The organism is Tersicoccus phoenicis (assembly GCF_001968835.1).
GTDB lineage: Bacteria > Actinomycetota > Actinomycetes > Actinomycetales > Micrococcaceae > Tersicoccus > Tersicoccus phoenicis.
Genome location: NZ_MRDE01000074.1, coordinates 66,659 through 86,332 on the forward strand (window position 1 = coordinate 66,659; position 19,674 = coordinate 86,332).

Sequence of the window (19,674 nt, forward strand, 5' to 3'; positions counted from 1 at the left end):
ACGAAGCCCCCGCCCGGGATCCCGGGCGGGGGCTTCGCCGTTCCGGCACCAGCCTTCAACCTCCACCTGAACCTGCGGCCCCGTGCCGCCCGGGTGATACCGGTACGCTGGGGACGAACCTGACCACGGGGCCGTGCCCGCGCGTCGTGCCCGAAGGATCGACCCCGTCGAGCGCGTGCGTCCTCACGACGCGGGCGACGTGGCCGCCGACCACGAGAAGAGTGATGGATCAGTGACGAGCAAGCAGGACACCCTGCTCGACGTCGCCGGGCGACCGGCGATCGAGTTCCCCGAACCGCCCGAACTCTCCTCCCACGGGCCCGCCCGGATCATCGCGATGGTCAATCAGAAGGGCGGGGTCGGCAAGACCACCTCCACCATCAACCTCGGCGCCTCGTTGGCCGAACTCGGTCGGCGCGTGCTGCTGGTCGACTTCGACCCGCAGGGTGCCCTCTCCGCCGGTGTGGGGGTGAACCCGTACGAGGTCGATCTCACGGTCTACAACCTGCTGATCGACCGCAAGACCGACATCCACGACGTCATCGTGCGCACCGAGACCGAGGGCGTGGACCTGCTGCCGGCCAACATCGACCTCTCGGCCGCCGAGATCCAACTCGTCAACGAGGTGGCCCGCGAGCAGCTGCTGCAGGGTGCACTGCGGAAGGTCACGGACGACTACGACGTCGTGCTGATCGACTGCCAGCCCTCGCTCGGCCTGCTCACCGTCAACGCCCTCACCGCCGCGCACGGCGTCATCATCCCGCTCACCGCCGAGTTCTTCGCGCTGCGCGCGGTCGCCCTGCTGGTCGAGACGATCGAGAAGGTGCAGGACCGGCTCAACCCCGGCCTGCAGATCGACGGGGTGTTGCCGACCATGTTCGACGCCCGCACCCTGCACTCCCGGGAGGTGCTCGCCCGGCTGGTCGACGCGTTCGGGGAGAAGGTGTTCCACACGGTGATCAAGCGGACCATCAAGTTCGCCGACGCCACCGTCGCCGCGGAGCCGATCACCGCGTACGCCGGCACCCACCAGGCCGCGGAGTCCTACCGCAACCTGGCCAAGGAACTGATCAGCCGCGGCGGGGCGCCCTGAGCGCGAGCCCGGCCCGCACCGTACGTGGTCGACACCCGTGACTGAGCAGATCGTCGCCGCCGACCGGTTCACCGTCCGGCTGGAGAACTTCACCGGGCCGTTCGACCTGCTGCTGAACCTCATCTCCAAACACGAGCTGGACATCACCGAGGTGGCGCTCGCCGTCGTCACGGACGAGTTCGTGCAGTACATCCGCCGGCTGCAGGCCTCCGGGCAGGACTGGGCGCTGGACGAGGCGAGCGAGTTCCTCGTCGTCGCCGCCACTCTGCTCGACCTCAAGGCCGCGCGGCTGCTGCCCGCCGGCGAGGTGGAGAACGAGGAGGACATCGCTCTCCTGGAGGCCCGGGACCTGCTGTTCGCCCGGCTGCTGCAGTACCGGGCGTTCAAGGAGGTCGCCCGGCTGATCGGGGACCGGTTGACCGCCGAATCGAGTCGCCATCCCCGGCTTGTGGCCCTCGAGCCGCAGTTCGCCGCGCTGCTGCCCGAGCTGATCCTGAAGACCACGCCGGAGGACTTCGCGGCCCTGGCCGCGAAGGCGTTTGCCCCGAAGCCGGCGACCCCGACCGAGGTGGGTCTGACGCACCTGCACGCCCCGGCGGTCAGCGTCCGGGAGCAGGCCGAGATCCTCGCCCATCGGCTGCGGGACGCCACCGGCGCCGTCTCGTTCCGGGCGCTGGTCGCGGACGCGGACACCACCCTCGTCGTCGTCGCCCGGTTCCTGGCGCTGCTGGAGATGTACCGGGACCAGGTCGTGGCGTTCGACCAGGTGGCTCCGTTGGGGGAGCTGACCGTGCACTGGCGCTCCCCGGACACCGCGTGGACGGCCGAGGAGCTGACGGAGGAGTACGACACCGACGACGGCGGAGAGAATGAGCGCGATGACTGAACGTGGGACCGAGTCGGCGGTCGAGGGGCACGATGACGAGGCGGTCGCCGCCGTCCCCGACGTCGCCGTCGGCGTCGCCGTCCCCGACGCCGGATTCAACGTCGACGCGCTGCCCGGCGGGGCAAAGGCCGCACTGGAAGCGCTGCTGATGGTGGTCGACGAGCCCGTCGGCGACCTGGATCTGGCGACGGCGCTCAGCCTGCCGGTCGACCGCGTGCGGGCGCTGCTCGGTCAGCTCCGCGCCGAGTACGACGGTTACGCCTCCGACGGGTCGGCGCTGCCCGCTGGCGCTCGTGGATTCGAGCTACGCAACGTTGCCGGCGGCTGGCGGATGTTCTCCCGCAGCGAGTTCGCACCGGTGGTGTCCCGGTTCGTGCTGGAGGGGCAGACCGCCCGGTTGACGCAGGCGGCGCTGGAGACCCTTGCCGTCATCGCCTACCGGCAGCCGGTCTCACGCGCCCGCGTCTCCGCGATCCGCGGCGTCAACGTCGACTCCGTCGTCCGTACCCTGACCGCGCGCGGGATGATCGAGGACGCCGGCACCGACCCGGAGTCCGGTGCGCTGCTGTACCGGACGACGTCGTACTTCCTGGAGCGGATGGGGTTGGGCAGCATCGACGAACTGCCGCAGATCGCCCCCCACCTGCCCGGCCTGGACGCGCTTAAGGACTACGACGAGGACTACTGACGTCCGGCTTACTGGCCGGCACGGGCCAAGGAGACGCGGCAGATCCTGCGCCCGTCGAGAGGCCAGCAGCGCGGGCCCATCCGCGCGGCCGCCGCCGGGCCCGCGGGCTTCGCCGAGAATACAGTATCGGGGGTTTCGGTGGCCTGGAGACCCCAGAAATCGCATTCTCTGCGACGGTCGGCGTCGATTCCGTCGGCAGTGAGGGCGACCCGGGCGCATCGACTCTGCATCAGCGTTACGGTGGCGTGGTCGGCGCGTCTGCCGCCGGGTGGTCGACGCCGACGCGCTCGCTCCCTGTCAGTAGTGGTAGCGGCAAGCCGCGATGCGGACCTCGTCGTCTGCGACCTTGTACACCAGACGGTGCTCCTCGGTGATCCGGCGCGACCAGTATCCGGCGAAGTCGTGTTTCAAGGCCTCCGGTTTGCCGATGCCCTCGTTCCCGTTCCGGCGGATGTCCTGGAGGAGCAGATTGATGCGCTTGACCACCCGGCGGTCCTGTCCCTGCCACCACAGGTAATCGGCCCAGGCGTTCTCGTCCCAGACCAGCAGCACGTCACGAGTCCTCGGTGAGGTCGTGCTGGACACCTCGTCCACTCTCCAGCCGCTGCATGGCGTCCAGCAGGCGACGAGCATTGGCTGGCGAACGCATCAGGTAGGCGGTCTCCCGCAACGACTCGTAGTCGGCCAGCGAGACCATCACGACCGGATCATGGCCCGCGCGAGTGATGATGACCTCCTCGCGGTCATTCGTCACGCTGTCGAGGACTTCCGCATATCGAGCGCGCGATTCGGTGTAACTCATCGTCCGCACCGTACGTCACCTCCTGTACGCAAAAGCGTACGCGCGATCGAGGACGCACGGCAAGTGGTGGATGCGGGACGGACCGAAGCGGGGTCCGCGGTCTCCCGCGGAGCCCATCCACCTCCGCCGAGAACGCAGTATCGGGGGTTTCGGTGGCCTGGGGACCCCAGAAATTGCATTCTCGGCGACCCGCGCGCGGGAACTGGCCCGTCGGCGCCCCGCACGCGGGAACTGGCCCGTGGGCGCAGTCGCACGCGGGAACTGGCCCGTGGGCGCAGTCGCGTCAGCTGGTCGATGACGGGCCGACCGGACGCGCGGTAGCCTGACCGCCATGGCGAGTGACCCCGCACTGGTGGACTGGCTCCTGACCTCCGACCCCGCGCTGCGCTGGCAGGTCGAGCGTGACCTCGTCGGCGCCCCTCCGGAGCAGTGGCGCGCAACCCGGGACCGCGTCGCCACCGAGGGGTTCGGCGCCGCGATGCTGGCGCGGCAGGACCCGGACGGCCAGTGGGCCGGCGGTGCCTTCTTCCCGAAGGATCACGTCGACGGCGAGCCGGCGGGCGACGGCGGCTGGGTGGGTCAGCCGTGGACGGCGACGACGTGGAGCCTGACCTCGCTGCGGGAGTGGGGTGTGGACGCGTCGGCGCTCGACGGCACGGCCGACAAGCTCGCCGCGAACAGCCGCTGGGAGTGCGACGACCTGCCCTACTGGGGCGGGGAGGTCGACTGCTGCATCAACGCCGTCACCCTCGCCAACGGGGCCTGGCTCGGGGTCGACATGACCGGCCTCGCCCGCTGGTTCGTCGAGCACCACCAGCCCGACGGCGGCTGGAACTGCGAGTGGGTCGAAGGCTCCACCCGGTCGTCGTTCCACTCCACGCTCAACACGGTCAAGGGCCTGCTGGCCTGGGAGCAGCTGACCGGGGACGACACGGTGCGGGAGGCCCGGCACGCGGGGGAGGAGTACCTGCTCGACCGGGAGTTGCTGTACCGGAGGTCGACGAAGGAACTGATCGGCCCCTGGGCGACCTGCCTCGCCTACCCGTACCGCTGGGTTTACAGCATCCTCAACGCCGCCGACCACCTGCGCTCCTCCGCCCTGCACGACGGCACCGACCCGGACCCACGGATGGCCGACGCCGTCGAGCGCATCCGCGCGGACCGGCAACCGGACGGCCGGTGGCTGCAGGAGCGCCGGCATCCGGGCAAGGTCTGGTTCGAGGTCGATGTGCCGGTCGGCGAGCCGTCGCCGTGGCTGACGTTCTTCGCCACCCGTGTCCTGAGCTGGTGGGACGAGCGCTGAGGCGGCCCGCATCCCGCGTCGCACCCCTTCTTCCACGTTGACTATCGAATTTCGGGGCTCCAACGTGCGGCCGGAGCCCCGAAATTCAATAGTCAACGCGTGAGGCAGCGGGCAACGCGCGTGGGGTAGTCAACGCGTGAGGCAGCGGGCAACGCGCGTGGGGTAGTCAACGCGTGGCGCAGCGGGCAACGCGCGTGGGGTTTGGCCCGCACCCACCCCTACTTGTCGCGGCTGAGCGCATCCTTCGCCTTCGCGAAGAACTGGGCGGCCATGCCCCGGGCCGAGTTGGCGATCACCGCGCCCTCGGCCGGGTCACCCTTGAGCAGCGCGCTGAGGAAACCCTTGGCCTCGGCGTAGCTGATGTGCGGGGGCAGCGGCGGGACGTTCGGGTCGGTGACGACGTCGAGGATCACCGGCCGGTCGGCGGCGAACGCCGCGTCCCAGGCGCCGGCCACGTCGTCCTTGTGCTCCACCCTGATCCCGGTGAACCCCAGCAACTGGGCGTAGCCGGCGTAGTTCATCTCCTCCAGCAGCTGGCTGGTGTTGTAACGCGGGTCGCCGGCCTCACGCATCTCCCACGACACCTGGGTCAGGTCGTTGTTGTGCAGCACCAGCACGATGAACCGCGGGTCGGCCCATTCCTTCCAGTGCCGCTTGACCGTGAGCATCTCGTTCATGCCCAGCATCTGGAACGCGCCGTCGCCGATGGTGCACACCACCGGCCGATCCGGGTGGGCGAACTTCGCCGCGACCGCGTACGGCATGGACGCGAGCATCGAGGCCAGGCTGCCGGACAGGTTGCCCATCATGTTCCGGCCCAGCTTGATGTGCTGGCCGTACCAGTCGGCGGTGCTGCCGGCGTCGGCGGTGACGATGCTGTTCTCCGGAAGCCGCGAGTTCAAGGTGTGGTAGACGTACCGCGGGTTGATCGGGTTCGCCTCCGTCTCGGCCTCCTTCGCGACGACGTCGTCCCACGTCTTCATCGCCTCGACGATCCCGTCCTGCCAGCTGCGGTCGTCCTGGTGGTCCAGGTGCTCGACCAACGCGGCCAGCGTCGCCTTCGCGTCGCCGAGGAGATTGACCTCCATCGGGTAGCGCAGGCTCAGGTTCGCCGCGGACAGGTCGATCTGCACGCCACGCGCCTGACCGGTCTTCGGCAGGAACTCCGAGTACGGGTAGTTGCTGCCGACCATGAGCAGCGTGTCGCAGCCCTCCAGCATGTCGTAGCTGGGCTTGGAGCCGAGCAGCCCCGACTGCTGCGTGTGGTACGGCACGTCGCCGGGAACGACGCCCTTGCCCAGCAGCGAGGTGACGATGCCGGCGCCGAGCCGCTCCGCGACGGCGAGAACCTCGTCCGTCGCCCCGTACGCGCCCTCGCCGACCAGCATGGCCACCTTGCTGCCGGCGTTCAGCACGGACGCGGCTCGCTTGATCTCGTCGGCCGGCGGCGTCAGCCGCGTCGACGGGTGCCCGACGCCGGTGCGGGAGACGAAGTGCGCGACCGACGGCGCTTCCATGTCGGCGTTCTGGATGTCGTTGGGCAGGATCACCACGGTCGGGCATCGGTTGGCGGCGGCGATACGGATGGCCCGGTCGAGCACCAGCTGGGCCTGCATCGGCGCCGTCACGGTCTCCACATAGCCGGCGACGTCCTCGTAGAGCCGCTCCAGGTTGACCTGCTGCTGGAAGCTGCTGCCCAGGGACACCCGGGCCTGCTGGCCGACGATGGCGACCACCGGCTGATGGTCCATCTTCGCGTCGTAGAGCCCGTTGAGCAGGTGGATGCCGCCCGGCCCGGACGTGGCGATGCACACGCCCACCTCGCCGCTGAACTTGGCGTGGGCGCACGCCATGAAGGCGGCGATCTCTTCGTGGGTGGGGCGGACGTACCGGAAGTCCTTCTCCGCCCGCTCCGCTCGCTCCAGGGCGCCGTCGAACCCGCCGATCCCGTCGCCGGGGAACCCGTAGTAGTGGTGCAGGTCCCATTCGATGAGCCGATCGATGATGAAGTCGCTGACCGTTGCCATGTTCTCCTCCTGGGTTGGTTCTGCTGGTGTGTTCTGCTGGTGTGGCCGCGCCGGTCGGTCGCGGTCACGGTTCGCTGGATCCGATGGGTCCGGTGGGTTCGACGCGTCAGCCGGTGCGGTACCGGTCGGCATCGGCGGTGCGCAGGGTGAGGCCGTTGCCCGGGGCCGTGAAATCGGGCGTCAGGAAGCCTCCGGTCGGGTCGAGGGTGCCGTCGAAGAACAGGTTCTCGATCCGCACGTGGTCGTGGAACCACTCCAGGTGCCGGAAGTTCTCGGTGGCCGCCGCCACCGGCGCGGCCAGGTGCGGTGCGCAGTGCCCGGACACCTGCAGCCCGTGCGCCGCGGCGACCGCGGCGACGCGCAGCCACGCGGTGATCCCCCCGCACCGGGAGACGTCGATCTGCAGGCAGTCCAGCGCGTCGGCGGCGCACATCCGCGCGAAGGTGAACAGGTCGGTGCCGTACTCACCGGCGGCGACGTCGGCGGTGATCGCACCGCGCACCTCACGCATCGCGGCCAGGTGATCCGAGGACACCGGCTCCTCGAACCAGTGCACCCCGACGTCGTCGACCGCGCGCATCAGCCGGACGGCCTGTTTCGGCTGGTAGGCGCCGTTGCCGTCGACGTAGAGCTCGACGTCGGGGCCGATGATGTCCCGGGCGCTGCGGATCCAGGCCACGTCCGCCGGCAGGTCCGTCCCGCCGCCGTGCCCGATCTTGATCTTGACCCGCGGGATGCGCTGCTCGTGCACCCAACCGGAGAGCTGGGCCCGGAGTTGGTCGACGCTGTAGGAGACGAAGCCGCCGCTGCCGTAGATCTCGACGTCGTCCCGGACCCGGCCGAGCAGCGAGACCAGGCTGGTGCCGAGCAGCCGTGCCTTCAGGTCCCACAGGGCGCAGTCGACGGCGGAGATCGCGTACCCCAGCAGGCCGATCCGGGGCGAGTTGCGTACCGCCTTCGTCATCGCCACCGCGCACCCGGGGACGTCCAACGCCGGGCGGCCGCGCATGACCGGTTCGAGCTGCTCGGTGATCAGGCCGGCGCACGCCGCCGGCGCGTAGGTCCAGCCGATCCCGGTGGTCCCGCCCGCGTTGACCTGGACGACGACGACGCCCGTGCTGTCCCAGGCGAACGTCCCGTCCGCCTCGGGCGCGTCGGTGGGCACCGTGTAGGTGCTCACCGACAGCGTCTCGATCACCGGCCCGGCACTGGCCGGCCCGGCGCTCATCGGTCGACCCCGGCGCGTGCCCCGGCGAGCAGCCGGTCCGCCGCGCGGGCGGCGACCGCCATGATGGTCAGCGCCGGGTTGGCGCTGCCCTGGGTGGGCAGCACGCTGCCGTCGGTGACCAGCAGGTTCGGCACGGCGAAGGTGCGGCAGTCGCCGTCGACGACGCCGTCGTGCTCGTCCGCGGCCATCCGCGCCCCGCCGACCAGGTGGGCGTTGCGCTTGACGGTCATCACCTCGTCGGCCCCCGCGGCGTGCAGGATCCCTTCCATCACCTTCTGCGCGGCGTCGAGCAGCTGCCGGTCGTTCTCGCACTGGGAGTAGGAGAACTGCGCCACCGGCAGCCCGTGCTGGTCCTTCGCGTCGGCGAGGGTGACCCGGTTGCCGGGCTGGGGCAGGAACTCGCACAGCGCGCCGAGGCAGGCCCAGTGCGGGTAGTCGCTCATGTACTCCCGCAGCGCCGCACCCCAGTAACCCTGCGCGGCGACGTGCTCGGACCAGGTGATCGGCAGCGGCGAGACGGTCTGGACGGAGAAGCCCCGCTTGTACGGCTTGGTCGGGTCCGTCTCGTAGAACTGCTCCGTGCTCACCTCCGGCGGCGGCGCCTTCCACATCCGCACTTCCTCGTCGAACCGGCCGGCCGTCTGCGGGGCGCCCTGGACCATCAGGTAGCGGCCCACCTGGTCCTGGTTGTTGCACAGCCCGTCGGGGAAGCGGGCGCTCGCCGAGTTCAGCAGCAGCCGGGGCGTCTCGATCGAGTAGCCGGCGACGGCGACCATCCGGGCCCGCTGCACGTGCTCGACGCCGTCCTTGACGTAGTGCACGCCGGTGGCCCGGCCGGAGACGTCGTCGACGGCGACCCGGGTCACCATCGCATTCGCGCGGACCTCGGCGCCGTGCGCGAGGGCGTCGGGAATGTGGGTGATCAGCGGGGAGGCCTTCGCGTTGACCTTGCAGCCCTGCAGGCAGAAGCCGCGGTAGATGCAGTGCGGCCGATTGCCGAACCGGCCGTTGCTGATCGCCACGGGGCCGACCTTCGCGGTGATCCCGCAGGCCCGCGCTCCGCGCATGAACATCTCGCCGTTGCCGGAGACCGGGTGGGGGTTCTGCGGGTAGCTGTGCGGATCCCCCCATGGCCAGTCCTGGCCGGCCACGGGCAGTTCCTCCTCGATGTCCTGGTAGTAGGGCTTGAGGTCCTCGTAGGCGAGGGGCCAGTCGGCACCGACGCCGTCGGTGCTGAGGGTACGGAAGTCGCTGGGATGGAACCGGGGCGTGTACCCGGCGTAGTGGATCATGGACCCGCCGACGCCGCGGCCCGAGTTGTTCGACCCCAGCGGCACCGGGTCGTCCCCAGTGATCAGCCGCGGCTCGGTCCAGTACAGGTGGTGGGAACCGGCCTCGTCGCTGACCCAGTCCCGCTCCGGATCCCAGAACGGCCCGGCGTCGAGCGCGACCACGCGCCACCCGGCGCGAGCCAGGCGCTGCAGCAGCGTCGATCCGCCGGCCCCGCAGCCGACGATGACGACGTCCACCTCGTCATCGTCGTCGAACCGGCGCATCCCCGGCTGCAGACCGTGATTGCGGTCCGGTCGGGCAGGGATCAGCCAGGCCGATTCGTTCCGGTCCCGCACGCCGCTCATCCGCGGCCTCCCTTCTGTGCTGCCTCGGCGCGTTTCTCGATCTCGGCGGACCGGTCGAGCGGGTCCTGCTGGGGACGGACGTCGCGTTGTTCGAACGGTTCGAGGGCGTCGACGCCGATGTTCTTGTATCCGCGCGGGTAAGCAGGCCCGGCGAAGCCGATCTCATCCCACGCCGACGGGTGCGAGTAGAAGGCCGTGCACGCGTAGCGCGTCCAGAGGCTCCACACCTGCTTGGCCGGGTAGTCGCGCCACCGATCGGCGGTGAGGATGCCCTGCAACAGGTCGCGTTGCACGGCGCCGGTCGCGTCGGCGAACGGGCACCCGTGCTGCTCCCGGGTCTGCGCGTCGAGCGCCGCCAGCGTCTCCTGCCACGCCTTCCGGTCGGGCGGCAGGTCCGCGTAGTACCAGCCGTCGGTCTGGTTCGCGGCCAGCCGGGCGTCGACCAGGTTGAGGACGGGGACGCGTTCCTCGTCGGACTCGCTCTGGTCCAGCAGCTGGATGAAGAGCGCCCGGGCGGTACGCGCCTCGTCGGGGGTGAAGAAGCTCAGGGGCGGCGGATCGCCCAGTCGGGCCAGCACGACGTCGCGGGTCGCCTCGTCCCAGTGGGGAGCCTGAGCGGCGGAGTCGAAGCCGGGGTAGCGGTGCCCCCCGGCGGCGTCGGACAGGGGCAACTGCAGGCGATCGCGGGTCACTGCCGCGCGCTCGGCCGCATCGCGCGTCACTTCTCGCGCCTCAGCACGGCGGCCAGCAGTCCCATGCCGCCGACCACGGTGACCAGCAGCGGGGCGAGCAAGGGCGGCCCCATCTCCATGTTGTAGGTGAAGTTGCGGAAGCCGCCGGGCTTCTGCGCGATGCCCCGGGCGTGCAGGACGACGCCCTGCAGCCCGTTGGCCACGATCACCGCTGACGCGATCGGCAGCGCGGTCTTGGCCATCCGGCGGTCGAAGAATCCGGCGGTGCCGGCCGCTGCGCCGACCGGTCCGAGGGCCACGGGCGCCCACATCCACGGGTCACCGAAGCTGGCCTTGTCGTGCTCGAAGAAGATCTCGGCAGCCGTGATCAGGGACCCGACGGCGGTCAGTCCGGCGAGGGACCGCTCGAAGTGGCCGGTCCGGACATTGCGCAGGGCCCGGTCCAGCAGGTGCTCCGGCTCAAGAGTGTGGTGTGGGCCGCGGACGGCGGCCAGGAGCCGTGCGGCCGGACCCGGTTCGGGAACGTGGCGGCCACCCCGGACGGTGGCCAGGAGCCGGGCTGCCGGACCCGGTTCGGGAACGTGGCGTGCACCGCGGACGGTGGCCAGGAGCCGTGCTGCCGATCTCGGTTCGGGAACGTGGCGTGGGCCGCGGACGGTGGCAAGGAGTCGGGCTGCCGATCTCGGTTCGATGGTGGATCGGGCTCTGCCGGCTCCGCGCGTGGACATCATCGGCCGCATCCTTCCGAGACCGCGATCGGGGGTGCTCCTCGCCGTGGTCTCCGTCGTGGGGTACTCGGTTCCTCGTGACCTGGCGTGCCGTCGGCCCCGTTCAGTCAGCGTGCTTTCGACCGTACTCCCGCGACCACCGACGGCCAAGGGGCCACAGGGCCCGTCCAGAGAACCCGGAGCCACTGCTCAGGGGCCTCTCCGCTTCGCCGTGGCCACCACCGACGGGTGCTGCTCCCGGTGCACGCGCGTCGGTCCCCGGTGCACGCGCGTCGGTCGCGGTGCACCCACGGCAGTCCCGTCGCTGGGCCGAGAGTGCGGCAGATGTCGCCATTCGGCATGAATGGGTGCGTCATCCGCACACTGGGTGGACGCCTCCGGCTGATGCTCGCCGAGAGTGCGGCAGGTGTCGCCATTCGGCGCGGATGGGTGCGTCATCGGCACACTGGGCGGACGCCGTCGGGCGAGTCACGGCGTGAGTCCCGTCATCCCGCCCGGTCAGGCGTCGTCGCAGGCGATAGAGTGGAGGGCGGCCGCGTTCGGCCGCTTCAGCCCCGACCATGTCGGGTTGCGCTGTCATCCCGGTCGTCGAACCGGGACCATCACTCTTCTGTCTGTGAGGCAACACCATGACTCAGCCGCCAGCTTCCGGCGCGGGCCGGGAGGCCAACCGCCGTCGAGGTGACTCGGCATCCGGCCGGCGATCCGCACCGCGGTCACCGAACGCCGGCTCATCGAATCAGCGCTCCTCCGCGCCGGGTTCGTCTGGTTCCCATTCCGACGCCGGCCGCTCCGGTGGGAACGGCTACGGCCGTTCCGGTGACGACCGATCCGGCGAGTACGGTTACGGCCGCTCCGGCGGTTACGGTCGCCCGGGTGGTGCCGGTCGCTCCGGCGGTTACGGTCGCCCGGGTGGTGCCGGTCGCTCCGGCGACTCGGGTGGTGCCGGTCGCTCCGGCGGCGATCGCTCCGGCGGGTACGGCCGCTCCGGCGACGACCGCAAGGGTGGTGCCCCTCGGGACGGTGGCCGTGGGGGTGCCCCGCGATTCGGTGGTGGCCGCGGTGGTTCCCCGCGGGACGGCGGACCACGAAGCGAGCGCACCGGCGCTGGCGACCGGTACGGCCGGGACGGCGACGCCCGGGAGTTCGGGGGCCGGGAGTTCGGTGGACGTCCGGGCGCCGATCGTCGCACCAGCAACACGAGTCGCACCAGCAACACGAGTCGTACCAGCAACACCAGTGCCACCGGCTTCGGGAGCCCCGGAAGGGCCGGGAAGCCAGGCAAACCGGGAAAGCCCGGCGTCGGCGGTGGCAGCAGAAGTGGCAAGCAGGGCGCGGCCCGGGGTGGCGCTGCTGCTGGGGATGCACGCCGTGACCCGAAGCCCTTCGCCAACGAGCGGTTCGGCAAGGACGTCAAGCCGGCGGGACCGCCCAGGCAGCAGCGCCCCAAGCACCGCGGCAGCGCCACGCCGCCGCCGTCGGGCCCGCTGGCCCGGCCCGAACGCCTGCACAGCAAGGACGGCGAACGGCTGCAGAAGATCATGGCCCACGCCGGGGTCGCCTCCCGCCGCGTGTGCGAGGAGATGATCGAGGCGGGCCGCGTGGAGGTCGACGGCCAGGTGGTGCGCGAGCTCGGCATCCGGGTCGACGCGCAGCGCTCCACCATCCACGTGGACGGCATCCGGATCCAGGTCGACGAGACCCTGCGCTACCTCGTGTTCAACAAGCCCGCCGGGGTCGTCTCCACCATGGACGACCCGGAGGGCCGCCCCGCCATCTCCGACTTCCTGCGGGAGACCCCCGAGCGGCTCTTCCACGTCGGCCGGCTGGACGTCTCCACCGAGGGCCTGCTGCTGCTGACCAACGACGGCGAACTGGCCAACCGGCTCACCCACCCCTCCTACGAGGTGCCCAAGACGTACCTCGTGCAGGTCCGGGGGCCGCTGCCCAAGGGCATCGGTGCGCAGATGAAGGCCGGCATCGAGCTGGAGGACGGGTTCGCGAGTGTCGACTCGTTCCGGCTGGTCGACTCGACCCCCGGGCACGTGCTGATCGAGGTCGTCCTGCACTCGGGCCGCAACCGGATCGTCCGCCGCCTGTTCGACGCGGTCGGCTTCCCGGTGCTGCGGCTGGTCCGCGTCAAGCTGGGCCCGATCGCCCTCGGGGACCAGAAGCAGGGCTCCATCCGCGCGCTCGGCCGGCGAGAGGCCGGCGTCCTGCTCGCTTCTGTCGGCCTGTAGGCGGCCGGATGAACCCGCAGCTGCTGAAGAAGTCCGCCCACCTGCACGGTCCCGTGCTGATCGTGGGCACCGGCCTGCTCGGTGCCAGCATCGGCCTCGGATTACGGCAGCGGGGCGTCGACGTCTACCTCTCCGACGCGTCGCCGTCCGCCGAGGCGGTGGCCACGGACATCGCGGCGGGAGTGCCCGTCGCCGACGCCCCGGCGGAGTTCGCTCCCGAGCTCGTCGTCGTGGCTGCGCCGCCGGACGTCTGCGGCGGCCTCGTCGCGGCGGCGCTGCGCACCTACCCGCACGCCGCCGTGACCGACGTCGCGAGCGTCAAGGCCGCGGTGCTGGCCGAGGTGCGCGCGACCCTCGGCGACGACGTCGGCCAGCTTCGCCGCTACCTCGGCTCGCACCCGATGGCCGGCCGGGAGCGGTCCGGCGCCGTCGCTGCCCGGGCCGAGCTGTTCACGTCCGCGCCGTGGGTGATCTGTCCGCACGACCACGTCGACCCGCACGTCTACCGGGTCGTCACCTCGCTCGCCGTCGACCTCGGCGGCGTCGTGACGACCATGGAGCCGGCGCAGCACGACGAGGCGGTCGCCCTCGTCTCCCACCTGCCCCAGGTGGTGTCCTCCCTGCTGGCGAGCCGGCTGCAGGACACGCCCGCCGCCGCGCTGTCGCTGGCGGGCCAGGGCCTGCGGGACGTCACCCGGATCGCCGCCAGCGACCCGGGACTGTGGGTGCAGATCCTCGGCGCCAACGCCGGGCAGTTGGTCGAGCCGCTGGAGGGCCTGCGCGCCGACATCGACCGGCTGCTGCACACCCTGCGTGCCCCGGCCGCGCCCGGCGCCCGCCTGGACATGGCGCAGCTGATCGCCGAGGGCAACGTCGGGCAGGCCCGGATCCCCGGCAAGCACGGCGGACCCGCGCAGCAGTTCGCCTGGCTGACCGTGTTGGTCGATGACAAGCCCGGCCAGATCGCGACGCTGCTGACCGAGATCGGCGGCCTGGACGTCAATCTCGAGGACCTGCGACTCGGCCACTCGGCCGGGCTGCCCGTCGGCATGGTGGAGATCGCCGTGCTGCCGTCGAAGAAGCAGTCGCTGGTCGATGACCTGACCGGCCGTGGATGGAAGGTGGTTGCGTGAGCGCTGGTGCTGAGAATCGGAGCGGTACCGAGACGAACGCGTTCGACGGCGAGCTCGTCGTCGCGATCGACGGGCCCTCGGGCTCGGGCAAGACGAGCGTCAGCCGGGCGGTCGCCCGCCGGCTCGGCCTCGCGTTCCTGGACACCGGGGCGATGTACCGGGCGCTGACGTGGTACTGCCTGGACTCCGGGCTGGACCTGGCGGCAGCGACCGCCGCCGCCGACGAGAAGCTCGCGTCCGACGTCGTCGAGGCCGCCGTCGAGCTGCCGCTGATCATGGGCCTGGATCCCGAGCACGAGACGGTCGAGGTCGACGGGCAGGACATCACCGCCGTCATCCGCGACCCCCGTATCTCCGCCGCCGTCAGTGCCGTCGCCACCAACACCGCCGCCCGGGCCGTGCTGGTCGAACGGCAGCGGCGGCTGATCGAGCAGACCGGCCGGCGCGTCGTCGCCGAGGGCCGGGACATCACCACCGTCGTCGCCCCGGACGCCACCGCCCGGATCCTGCTCACCGCCTCACCCGAGGCCCGGATGGGCCGCCGCGGTCACCAGCTCGGCGGCACCCAGACCGACGCGGACCTGCACCGGCAGGTGGTGCAGCGGGACGCCAGGGACTCCACCGTGGTCGACTTCATGACCGCCGCCGCGGGTGTCACCACGGTCGACTCCACCGAGCTGGACTTCGCGCAGACCGTCGACGCCGTCATCGACGTGATTCGCGCGTCGAAGTCCAACACAGCGAAGTGAACACCGTCAGGTGAATCCGTCCGCGCGTCCGGCCCATCCGGCCCCGCCGCTGTGGATGAACCGGTGGAGCCGGCCGGTGGGGCGGCTCCTGGACCACGCGCTGTACGCGACCGACGTCGTCGGCGCCTCCTCCGTGCCCGTCGACGGCCCGGTGATCTTCGCGGCCAACCACATCTCCGCGCTCGACGGCCCGGTGCTCGTCGGCGCGGCGCCGCGGTACATGAACGTGCTGGTCAAGAAGGAGATGTTCACCGGGTTCCTCGGCCGGGTGCTGCAGTACTCCGGTCAGCTGCCGGTGAACCGGGCGGGGGACCGGCGGGCGCTGCAGACCGCGAAGGCCGTGCTCGACGCCGGCCGGTGCGTCGGGATCCTGCCCGAGGGCACCCGTGGCGGGGGAGACGTTGCCGCCATCAGTTCGGGGGTCGCCTGGCTGGCGCTGGCCACGGGCGCGCCGGTCGTCCCGGTCGCCGTTCTCGGCACCCGGCTGACCGGGGAGAGGGTCACCCACATTCCGCGGCTGCGGCGGCGGTTCGCCGTGCACTTCGGCGTGCCGGTGCCGGTGGTGTCCGAGCCGGGGATGACCGGGCGGACCCGAATGGAGGCGGCCACCGAGACCATCCGTGCCGCCCTCGCCTCCCACGTGAGCGCCGCCGTCGCCGCGAGCGGGATGCCGCTGCCGCGGGACTGAGGTTGCGCTGGCCCGTGTCGCATCGCCGGATCCGCCAGTGGGACAGTTCCTCCCGTCGAGGCGCTGGCCCGTGTCGCATCGCCGGATCCGCCAGTGGGACAGTTCCTCCCGTCGAGGCGGTGCCCCGTGTCGCGTCGGATCCGCCAGTGGGACAGTTCCTCCCGTCGAGGCGGTGGTGATGCGTCCCCTTTCGGTAGGAACTGTCCCACTGGCTGAGGATGAGCCGATTCGTTCGTCGAGGGACCGGTGTAGTGTCCGACAACATGGCCCAGCACGAGACCGACATGGCCCAGCACCCGACCGACATGGCCCAGCACGAGACCGAGCACGTCCCGACCCACGCCCGGGTCCTCGTCGTCGGCGGCGGGAACGGCGGCATCTCCCTGGCGGCGCGGCTGAACCGGCAGGGCGTCGACGACGTCGTCATCGTCGAACCGCGCGTCGAGCACCAGTACCGACCGCTGCTCTCCTACGTCGGTGCCGGTCTGGCCTCGATCGAAGCCGCACGCCGGCCGCAGCGCGAGGCCATGCCGTCCGGCTCGACCTGGGTGCGCGACGCCGTCGAACGGATCGACCCGCACGCGTCCACCGTGGCCCTGCGCAGCGGCGCGACCATCGGCTACGACCAGCTCGTGCTCGCGGCCGGATCGCGCCCTGACTGGGCCGCCATCGACGGTTCCGCCGAGGTGATGCTGGCCGAGAACGCCTCCACCAACTACCTGTTCGACCTGGCCCCGAAGACGTGGCGGCTGATCGACGGGATGCGCGCCGGGACCGCGCTGTTCACCATGCCGGACGCCACCTGCCCCTGCGCCGGCGCCGCCCAGAAGGTGCTGTACATGGCGTGCGACCTCTGGCGCAGCCGCGGCGTGCTGGACGACATCCGCGTCGTCCTCACCGTCCCGACGGACACGGTCTTCGGCGTGCCCGGCGTCGACGAGGAGCTGATGCGCAAGGTCGCCGAGTACGGCATCGAGCTGCGCACGAACACGACGGTGCGGGCGCTGGACCGGGAGACGAACACCGCCACGCTCGAGGCGGACGGCCGCACCGAGGACCTGCCCTACGACCTGCTCCACCTGACACCGCCGCACGCCGCGCCGGCGTGGGTGAAGCAGTCCGGCCTGTCGTCCGAACAAGCCGCTGGCTTCGGTCGACGTCGACCCCGGCACGCTGCAACACCGCCGCTACCCGAACGTCTGGGCGATCGGCGACATCGCGGCCACGCCGGGGTCGAGCTCCGGCGCGGGGCTGCGCAAGGAGACGCCCGTCGTGGCGAAGAACCTGCAGGCGGTGCTCGCCGGGAAGGCACCGCAGCAGCGGTACCACGGCTACACCGCCAGCCCGTTCACCGTCAGCCGGCGCACCATGGTGTTCGCCGAGTTCGGTCCGGACGGGACGCCGATGCCGAGTTCTAAGCTGGTCAACCTGATGCGGGAGCGGCGCAGCACGTTCGTCCTGGACCGGTGGGTGCTGCCGTGGATCTACTGGCACCGCATCCTGCGCGGGAAGGCCTGAGCGCGGCGGGTGAGGTCTCACGGTCGGAGCCGGGCGGGCCGGCCCCTGTGGTGGCGGGCCGTAGACTGGAACACTGGTGAACGGCGCATTCAACGCGCATCAGCCGCCCCGACCGTTCACTCTCTTCTGTCTTCCATCGCAAGGATCTGCCCGCCATGACTGAGAACGTCTCCAAGAACTCCGGAACCGGGTACCCGGACCCCGAGCGCGACGAGTACGTTCCCACCCGCGAGGACGACGTCGCCGAGCGGCTGGCCGCGATGACCGACACCGAGGCGGAGCAGCGGGCCGAGGCCCTCCGCGCCGGCCTGGCCGACTACGAGCTCGACGAGGACGACCGGATCCTGCTCGAGTCCGAACTGGCGGACATCGAGGAGGAGCTCGAGGGTCGGCTCGACCCCGTGCTCGCCATCATCGGCCGGCCGAACGTGGGCAAGTCGTCGCTGGTCAACCGCATCCTCGGCCGCCGGGAGGCCGTCGTCGAGGACGTCCCCGGGGTCACCCGTGACCGGGTCGCCTACACCACCCAGTGGAACGGGAAGAACCTCACCGTCGTGGACACCGGCGGGTGGGAGCACGACGCGCGGGGCATCCACGAGCGGGTCGCGGACCAGGCGGAGGTCGCCGTCGACGCTGCCGACGCCGTCGTGCTCGTGGTCGACGCCATCGTGGGTGCGACGGCGGCCGACGAGGCGATCGTCAAGATGCTGCGCCGCAAGGGCAAGCCCGTGCTGCTGGCCGCCAACAAGATCGACGACTTCGCCCAGGAGGCGGAGGCGGCGGGTCTGTGGTCGCTCGGGATGGGGGAGCCGCATCCTGTGTCCGCCATGCACGGCCGCGGCGTCGCCGACCTGCTCGACGAGGCCCTGAAGGTGCTGCCCGAGTTCTCCGCCGTCGCCGGCATCGCCCGCACCGGTGGACCGCGGCGCGTCGCGCTGCTCGGCCGGCCGAATGTGGGCAAGTCGTCGATGCTGAACAAACTCGCCGGCTCGGAGCGCGTGGTCGTGGATCCGACGGCCGGCACCACCCGGGACCCGGTGGACGAGTTCATCGAACTCGGCGGCCGGGTCTGGCGATTCGTGGACACCGCGGGTATCCGCCGCCGGGTACATATGCAGCGCGGCGCCGACTTCTACGCGTCCCTGCGCACGCAGTCCGCGCTGGAGAAGGCGGAGGTCGCCGTCGTGCTGATCGCCGTCGACGAGGTGATCTCCGAGCAGGACGTGCGGATCCTGCAGCTGGTGATCGAGTCGGGCCGGGCGTTGGTGCTGGCGTACAACAAGTGGGACCTGCTCGAGGACGAGCGCCGCCGCTACCTGGAACGGGAGATCGAGCAGGACCTGGCGCACGTGGACTGGGCGCCGCGGGTGAACCTCTCGGCACGGACCGGGTGGCACAAGGACCGCCTGGTGCCCGCGCTCGACGTCGCCCTCGAGTCGTGGGACAAGCGGATCCCCACCGGCAAGCTCAATGCCTTCCTCGGCGAACTGGTGGCGGCCCATCCGCACCCGGTGCGCGGTGGCAAGCAGCCGCGCATCCTGTTCGGCACCCAGGCCTCGTCCCGACCGCCGAAATTCGTGCTGTTCACCACCGGCTTCCTCGACCCCGGGTACCGTCGGTTCATCACCCGCCGGCTGCGGGAGACCTTCGGCTTCGAAGGCACCCCCATCGACGTCACCATGCGGGTCCGGGAGAAGCGGGCGCGCGGCAAGCGCTGAGCGCCGCTTCATCGGCCCGTCTGGTCGGCCGGCGGCGCGTCCGCCGGCGAGGTGCCTCACTGAGAAGTGAGCGCGAGAGCTGACCTGGTGCCTCACGCATGGTGAGCGCGAGGCTTGGGGTCATCTGGTTGTCTGGAGTCGACGGATCGACGGTTCCAAGGATGCCATGTCGAGGTGCCGGCTGGCGGTCATGGCCTCGGTCCGGTCGCGGGAGAGGTCGATGAGCCGCAGCTGTATCTGGTTGATGCGCCGGGTCAGATCGGCCGGGTTGACGCCCTCGATACGGGTCTGGACGGCGCGGACCTGCTGGGCGCTGAGCAGCCCCGATGCGAGCACTCGCTGCCATGGGGTCCTCGGCGTGTCGTAGAGGCGCTTGCGGCGCCCGTCGGCCGTGGTGGCGTAGCCGGTGGGCTTCTTCGTCGGGGTGAAGAAGTTCAGCCGCATCGATACCAGCGGCCAGAGCTCGCCCAGCAGTGCGAGCTCTTCGGGCGTGTCGTAGCGCCAGTGGAACGCGTGCTTGCGGACGACGTGGTTGTTCTTCGAC

The 19,674-nt window shown here is 71.1% G+C and carries 16 protein-coding genes and 2 pseudogenes; 10 read left to right on the forward strand and 8 right to left on the reverse strand.

The annotated features are described in order from the left end of the window. The first annotated feature begins 232 nt into the window (after positions 1–232). From BKD30_RS12655 to scpB, 3 genes are read left to right on the forward strand one after another with little or no spacing between them, the layout of a single operon-like run. Positions 233–1,093, forward strand: a complete 861-nt coding sequence (locus tag BKD30_RS12655) for a ParA family protein (RefSeq protein ID WP_235861690.1) — start codon at positions 233–235, stop codon at positions 1,091–1,093. Between the two features lie 37 nt (positions 1,094–1,130). Beyond that, on the forward strand, positions 1,131–1,979 hold the full coding sequence (locus BKD30_RS12660; RefSeq protein ID WP_076705116.1) for a segregation and condensation protein A: 849 nt from the start codon (positions 1,131–1,133) through the stop codon (positions 1,977–1,979). Further along, the gene (gene scpB, locus BKD30_RS12665; RefSeq protein ID WP_083956451.1) at positions 1,972–2,667 is read left to right on the forward strand and encodes an SMC-Scp complex subunit ScpB; all 696 of its coding nucleotides are present in this window, start codon (positions 1,972–1,974) and stop codon (positions 2,665–2,667) included. Before BKD30_RS12660 ends, scpB begins: the two co-directional genes overlap by 8 nt. Positions 2,668–2,964: 297 nt before the next feature. Here scpB and BKD30_RS12670 read toward each other — a convergent pair whose 3' ends face one another. Beyond that, complete coding sequence (locus tag BKD30_RS12670) at positions 2,965–3,219, reverse strand: Txe/YoeB family addiction module toxin (protein WP_076705117.1); 255 nt, start codon at positions 3,217–3,219, stop codon at positions 2,965–2,967. 1 nt (position 3,220) lies between these two features. Then, positions 3,221–3,478: a type II toxin-antitoxin system Phd/YefM family antitoxin gene (locus BKD30_RS12675; RefSeq protein WP_076705118.1), complete on the reverse strand. Its 258-nt coding sequence runs from the start codon at positions 3,476–3,478 to the stop codon at positions 3,221–3,223. 322 nt (positions 3,479–3,800) lie between these two features. Between BKD30_RS12675 and BKD30_RS12680 the strand changes: the two genes are divergently transcribed. Further along, positions 3,801–4,772, forward strand: coding sequence for a squalene cyclase (locus BKD30_RS12680; RefSeq protein WP_076705120.1), 972 nt, complete (start codon positions 3,801–3,803; stop codon positions 4,770–4,772). Between the two features lie 218 nt (positions 4,773–4,990). Here BKD30_RS12680 and BKD30_RS12685 read toward each other — a convergent pair whose 3' ends face one another. The 5 genes from BKD30_RS12685 to BKD30_RS12705 form a co-directional block, all read right to left on the reverse strand. Further along, the gene (locus BKD30_RS12685) at positions 4,991–6,799 is read right to left on the reverse strand and encodes a thiamine pyrophosphate-requiring protein (protein ID WP_076705122.1); all 1,809 of its coding nucleotides are present in this window, start codon (positions 6,797–6,799) and stop codon (positions 4,991–4,993) included. Positions 6,800–6,905: 106 nt separating this feature from the next. Further along, positions 6,906–8,027: an enolase C-terminal domain-like protein gene (locus BKD30_RS12690; protein WP_076705124.1), complete on the reverse strand. Its 1,122-nt coding sequence runs from the start codon at positions 8,025–8,027 to the stop codon at positions 6,906–6,908. Further along, positions 8,024–9,664, reverse strand: coding sequence for a GMC family oxidoreductase (locus BKD30_RS12695; RefSeq protein ID WP_076705125.1), 1,641 nt, complete (start codon positions 9,662–9,664; stop codon positions 8,024–8,026). Before BKD30_RS12695 ends, BKD30_RS12690 begins: the two co-directional genes overlap by 4 nt. Further along, positions 9,661–10,356, reverse strand: coding sequence for a gluconate 2-dehydrogenase subunit 3 family protein (locus BKD30_RS12700; RefSeq protein ID WP_076705126.1), 696 nt, complete (start codon positions 10,354–10,356; stop codon positions 9,661–9,663). The genes BKD30_RS12695 and BKD30_RS12700 overlap by 4 nt, the downstream gene beginning before the upstream one ends. A 26-nt stretch (positions 10,357–10,382) precedes the next feature. Beyond that, on the reverse strand, positions 10,383–11,087 hold the full coding sequence (locus BKD30_RS12705) for a hypothetical protein (RefSeq protein ID WP_235861692.1): 705 nt from the start codon (positions 11,085–11,087) through the stop codon (positions 10,383–10,385). 1,025 nt (positions 11,088–12,112) lie between these two features. On the opposite strand from BKD30_RS12705, the pseudogene BKD30_RS12710 reads away from it, so the two are divergent. The 6 genes and pseudogenes from BKD30_RS12710 to der form a co-directional block, all read left to right on the forward strand. Then, positions 12,113–13,324, forward strand: a pseudogene (locus tag BKD30_RS12710) (pseudouridine synthase); the annotation flags it as partial. A gap of 8 nt (positions 13,325–13,332) precedes the next feature. Next, a complete protein-coding gene (locus tag BKD30_RS12715) occupies positions 13,333–14,457 on the forward strand; it encodes a prephenate dehydrogenase (protein ID WP_076705127.1) in 1,125 nt (374 codons plus the stop codon). Beyond that, on the forward strand, positions 14,439–15,206 hold the full coding sequence (gene cmk / locus BKD30_RS12720; protein WP_083956455.1) for a (d)CMP kinase: 768 nt from the start codon (positions 14,439–14,441) through the stop codon (positions 15,204–15,206). Before BKD30_RS12715 ends, cmk begins: the two co-directional genes overlap by 19 nt. Before the next feature lie 76 nt (positions 15,207–15,282). Further along, positions 15,283–15,894: a lysophospholipid acyltransferase family protein gene (locus BKD30_RS12725; protein WP_076705129.1), complete on the forward strand. Its 612-nt coding sequence runs from the start codon at positions 15,283–15,285 to the stop codon at positions 15,892–15,894. 263 nt (positions 15,895–16,157) lie between these two features. Then, positions 16,158–17,312 (forward strand): NAD(P)/FAD-dependent oxidoreductase, encoded by a 1,155-nt coding sequence (locus tag BKD30_RS12730; protein ID WP_328586915.1) that lies wholly within the window; start codon positions 16,158–16,160, stop codon positions 17,310–17,312. A 255-nt stretch (positions 17,313–17,567) separates the two neighbouring features. Then, positions 17,568–19,130 (forward strand): ribosome biogenesis GTPase Der, encoded by a 1,563-nt coding sequence (der, locus tag BKD30_RS12735; protein WP_076705130.1) that lies wholly within the window; start codon positions 17,568–17,570, stop codon positions 19,128–19,130. 120 nt (positions 19,131–19,250) lie between these two features. On the opposite strand, the pseudogene BKD30_RS16160 reads toward der, so the two are convergent. Then, positions 19,251–19,674: pseudogene (locus tag BKD30_RS16160) on the reverse strand (hypothetical protein); the annotation flags it as partial.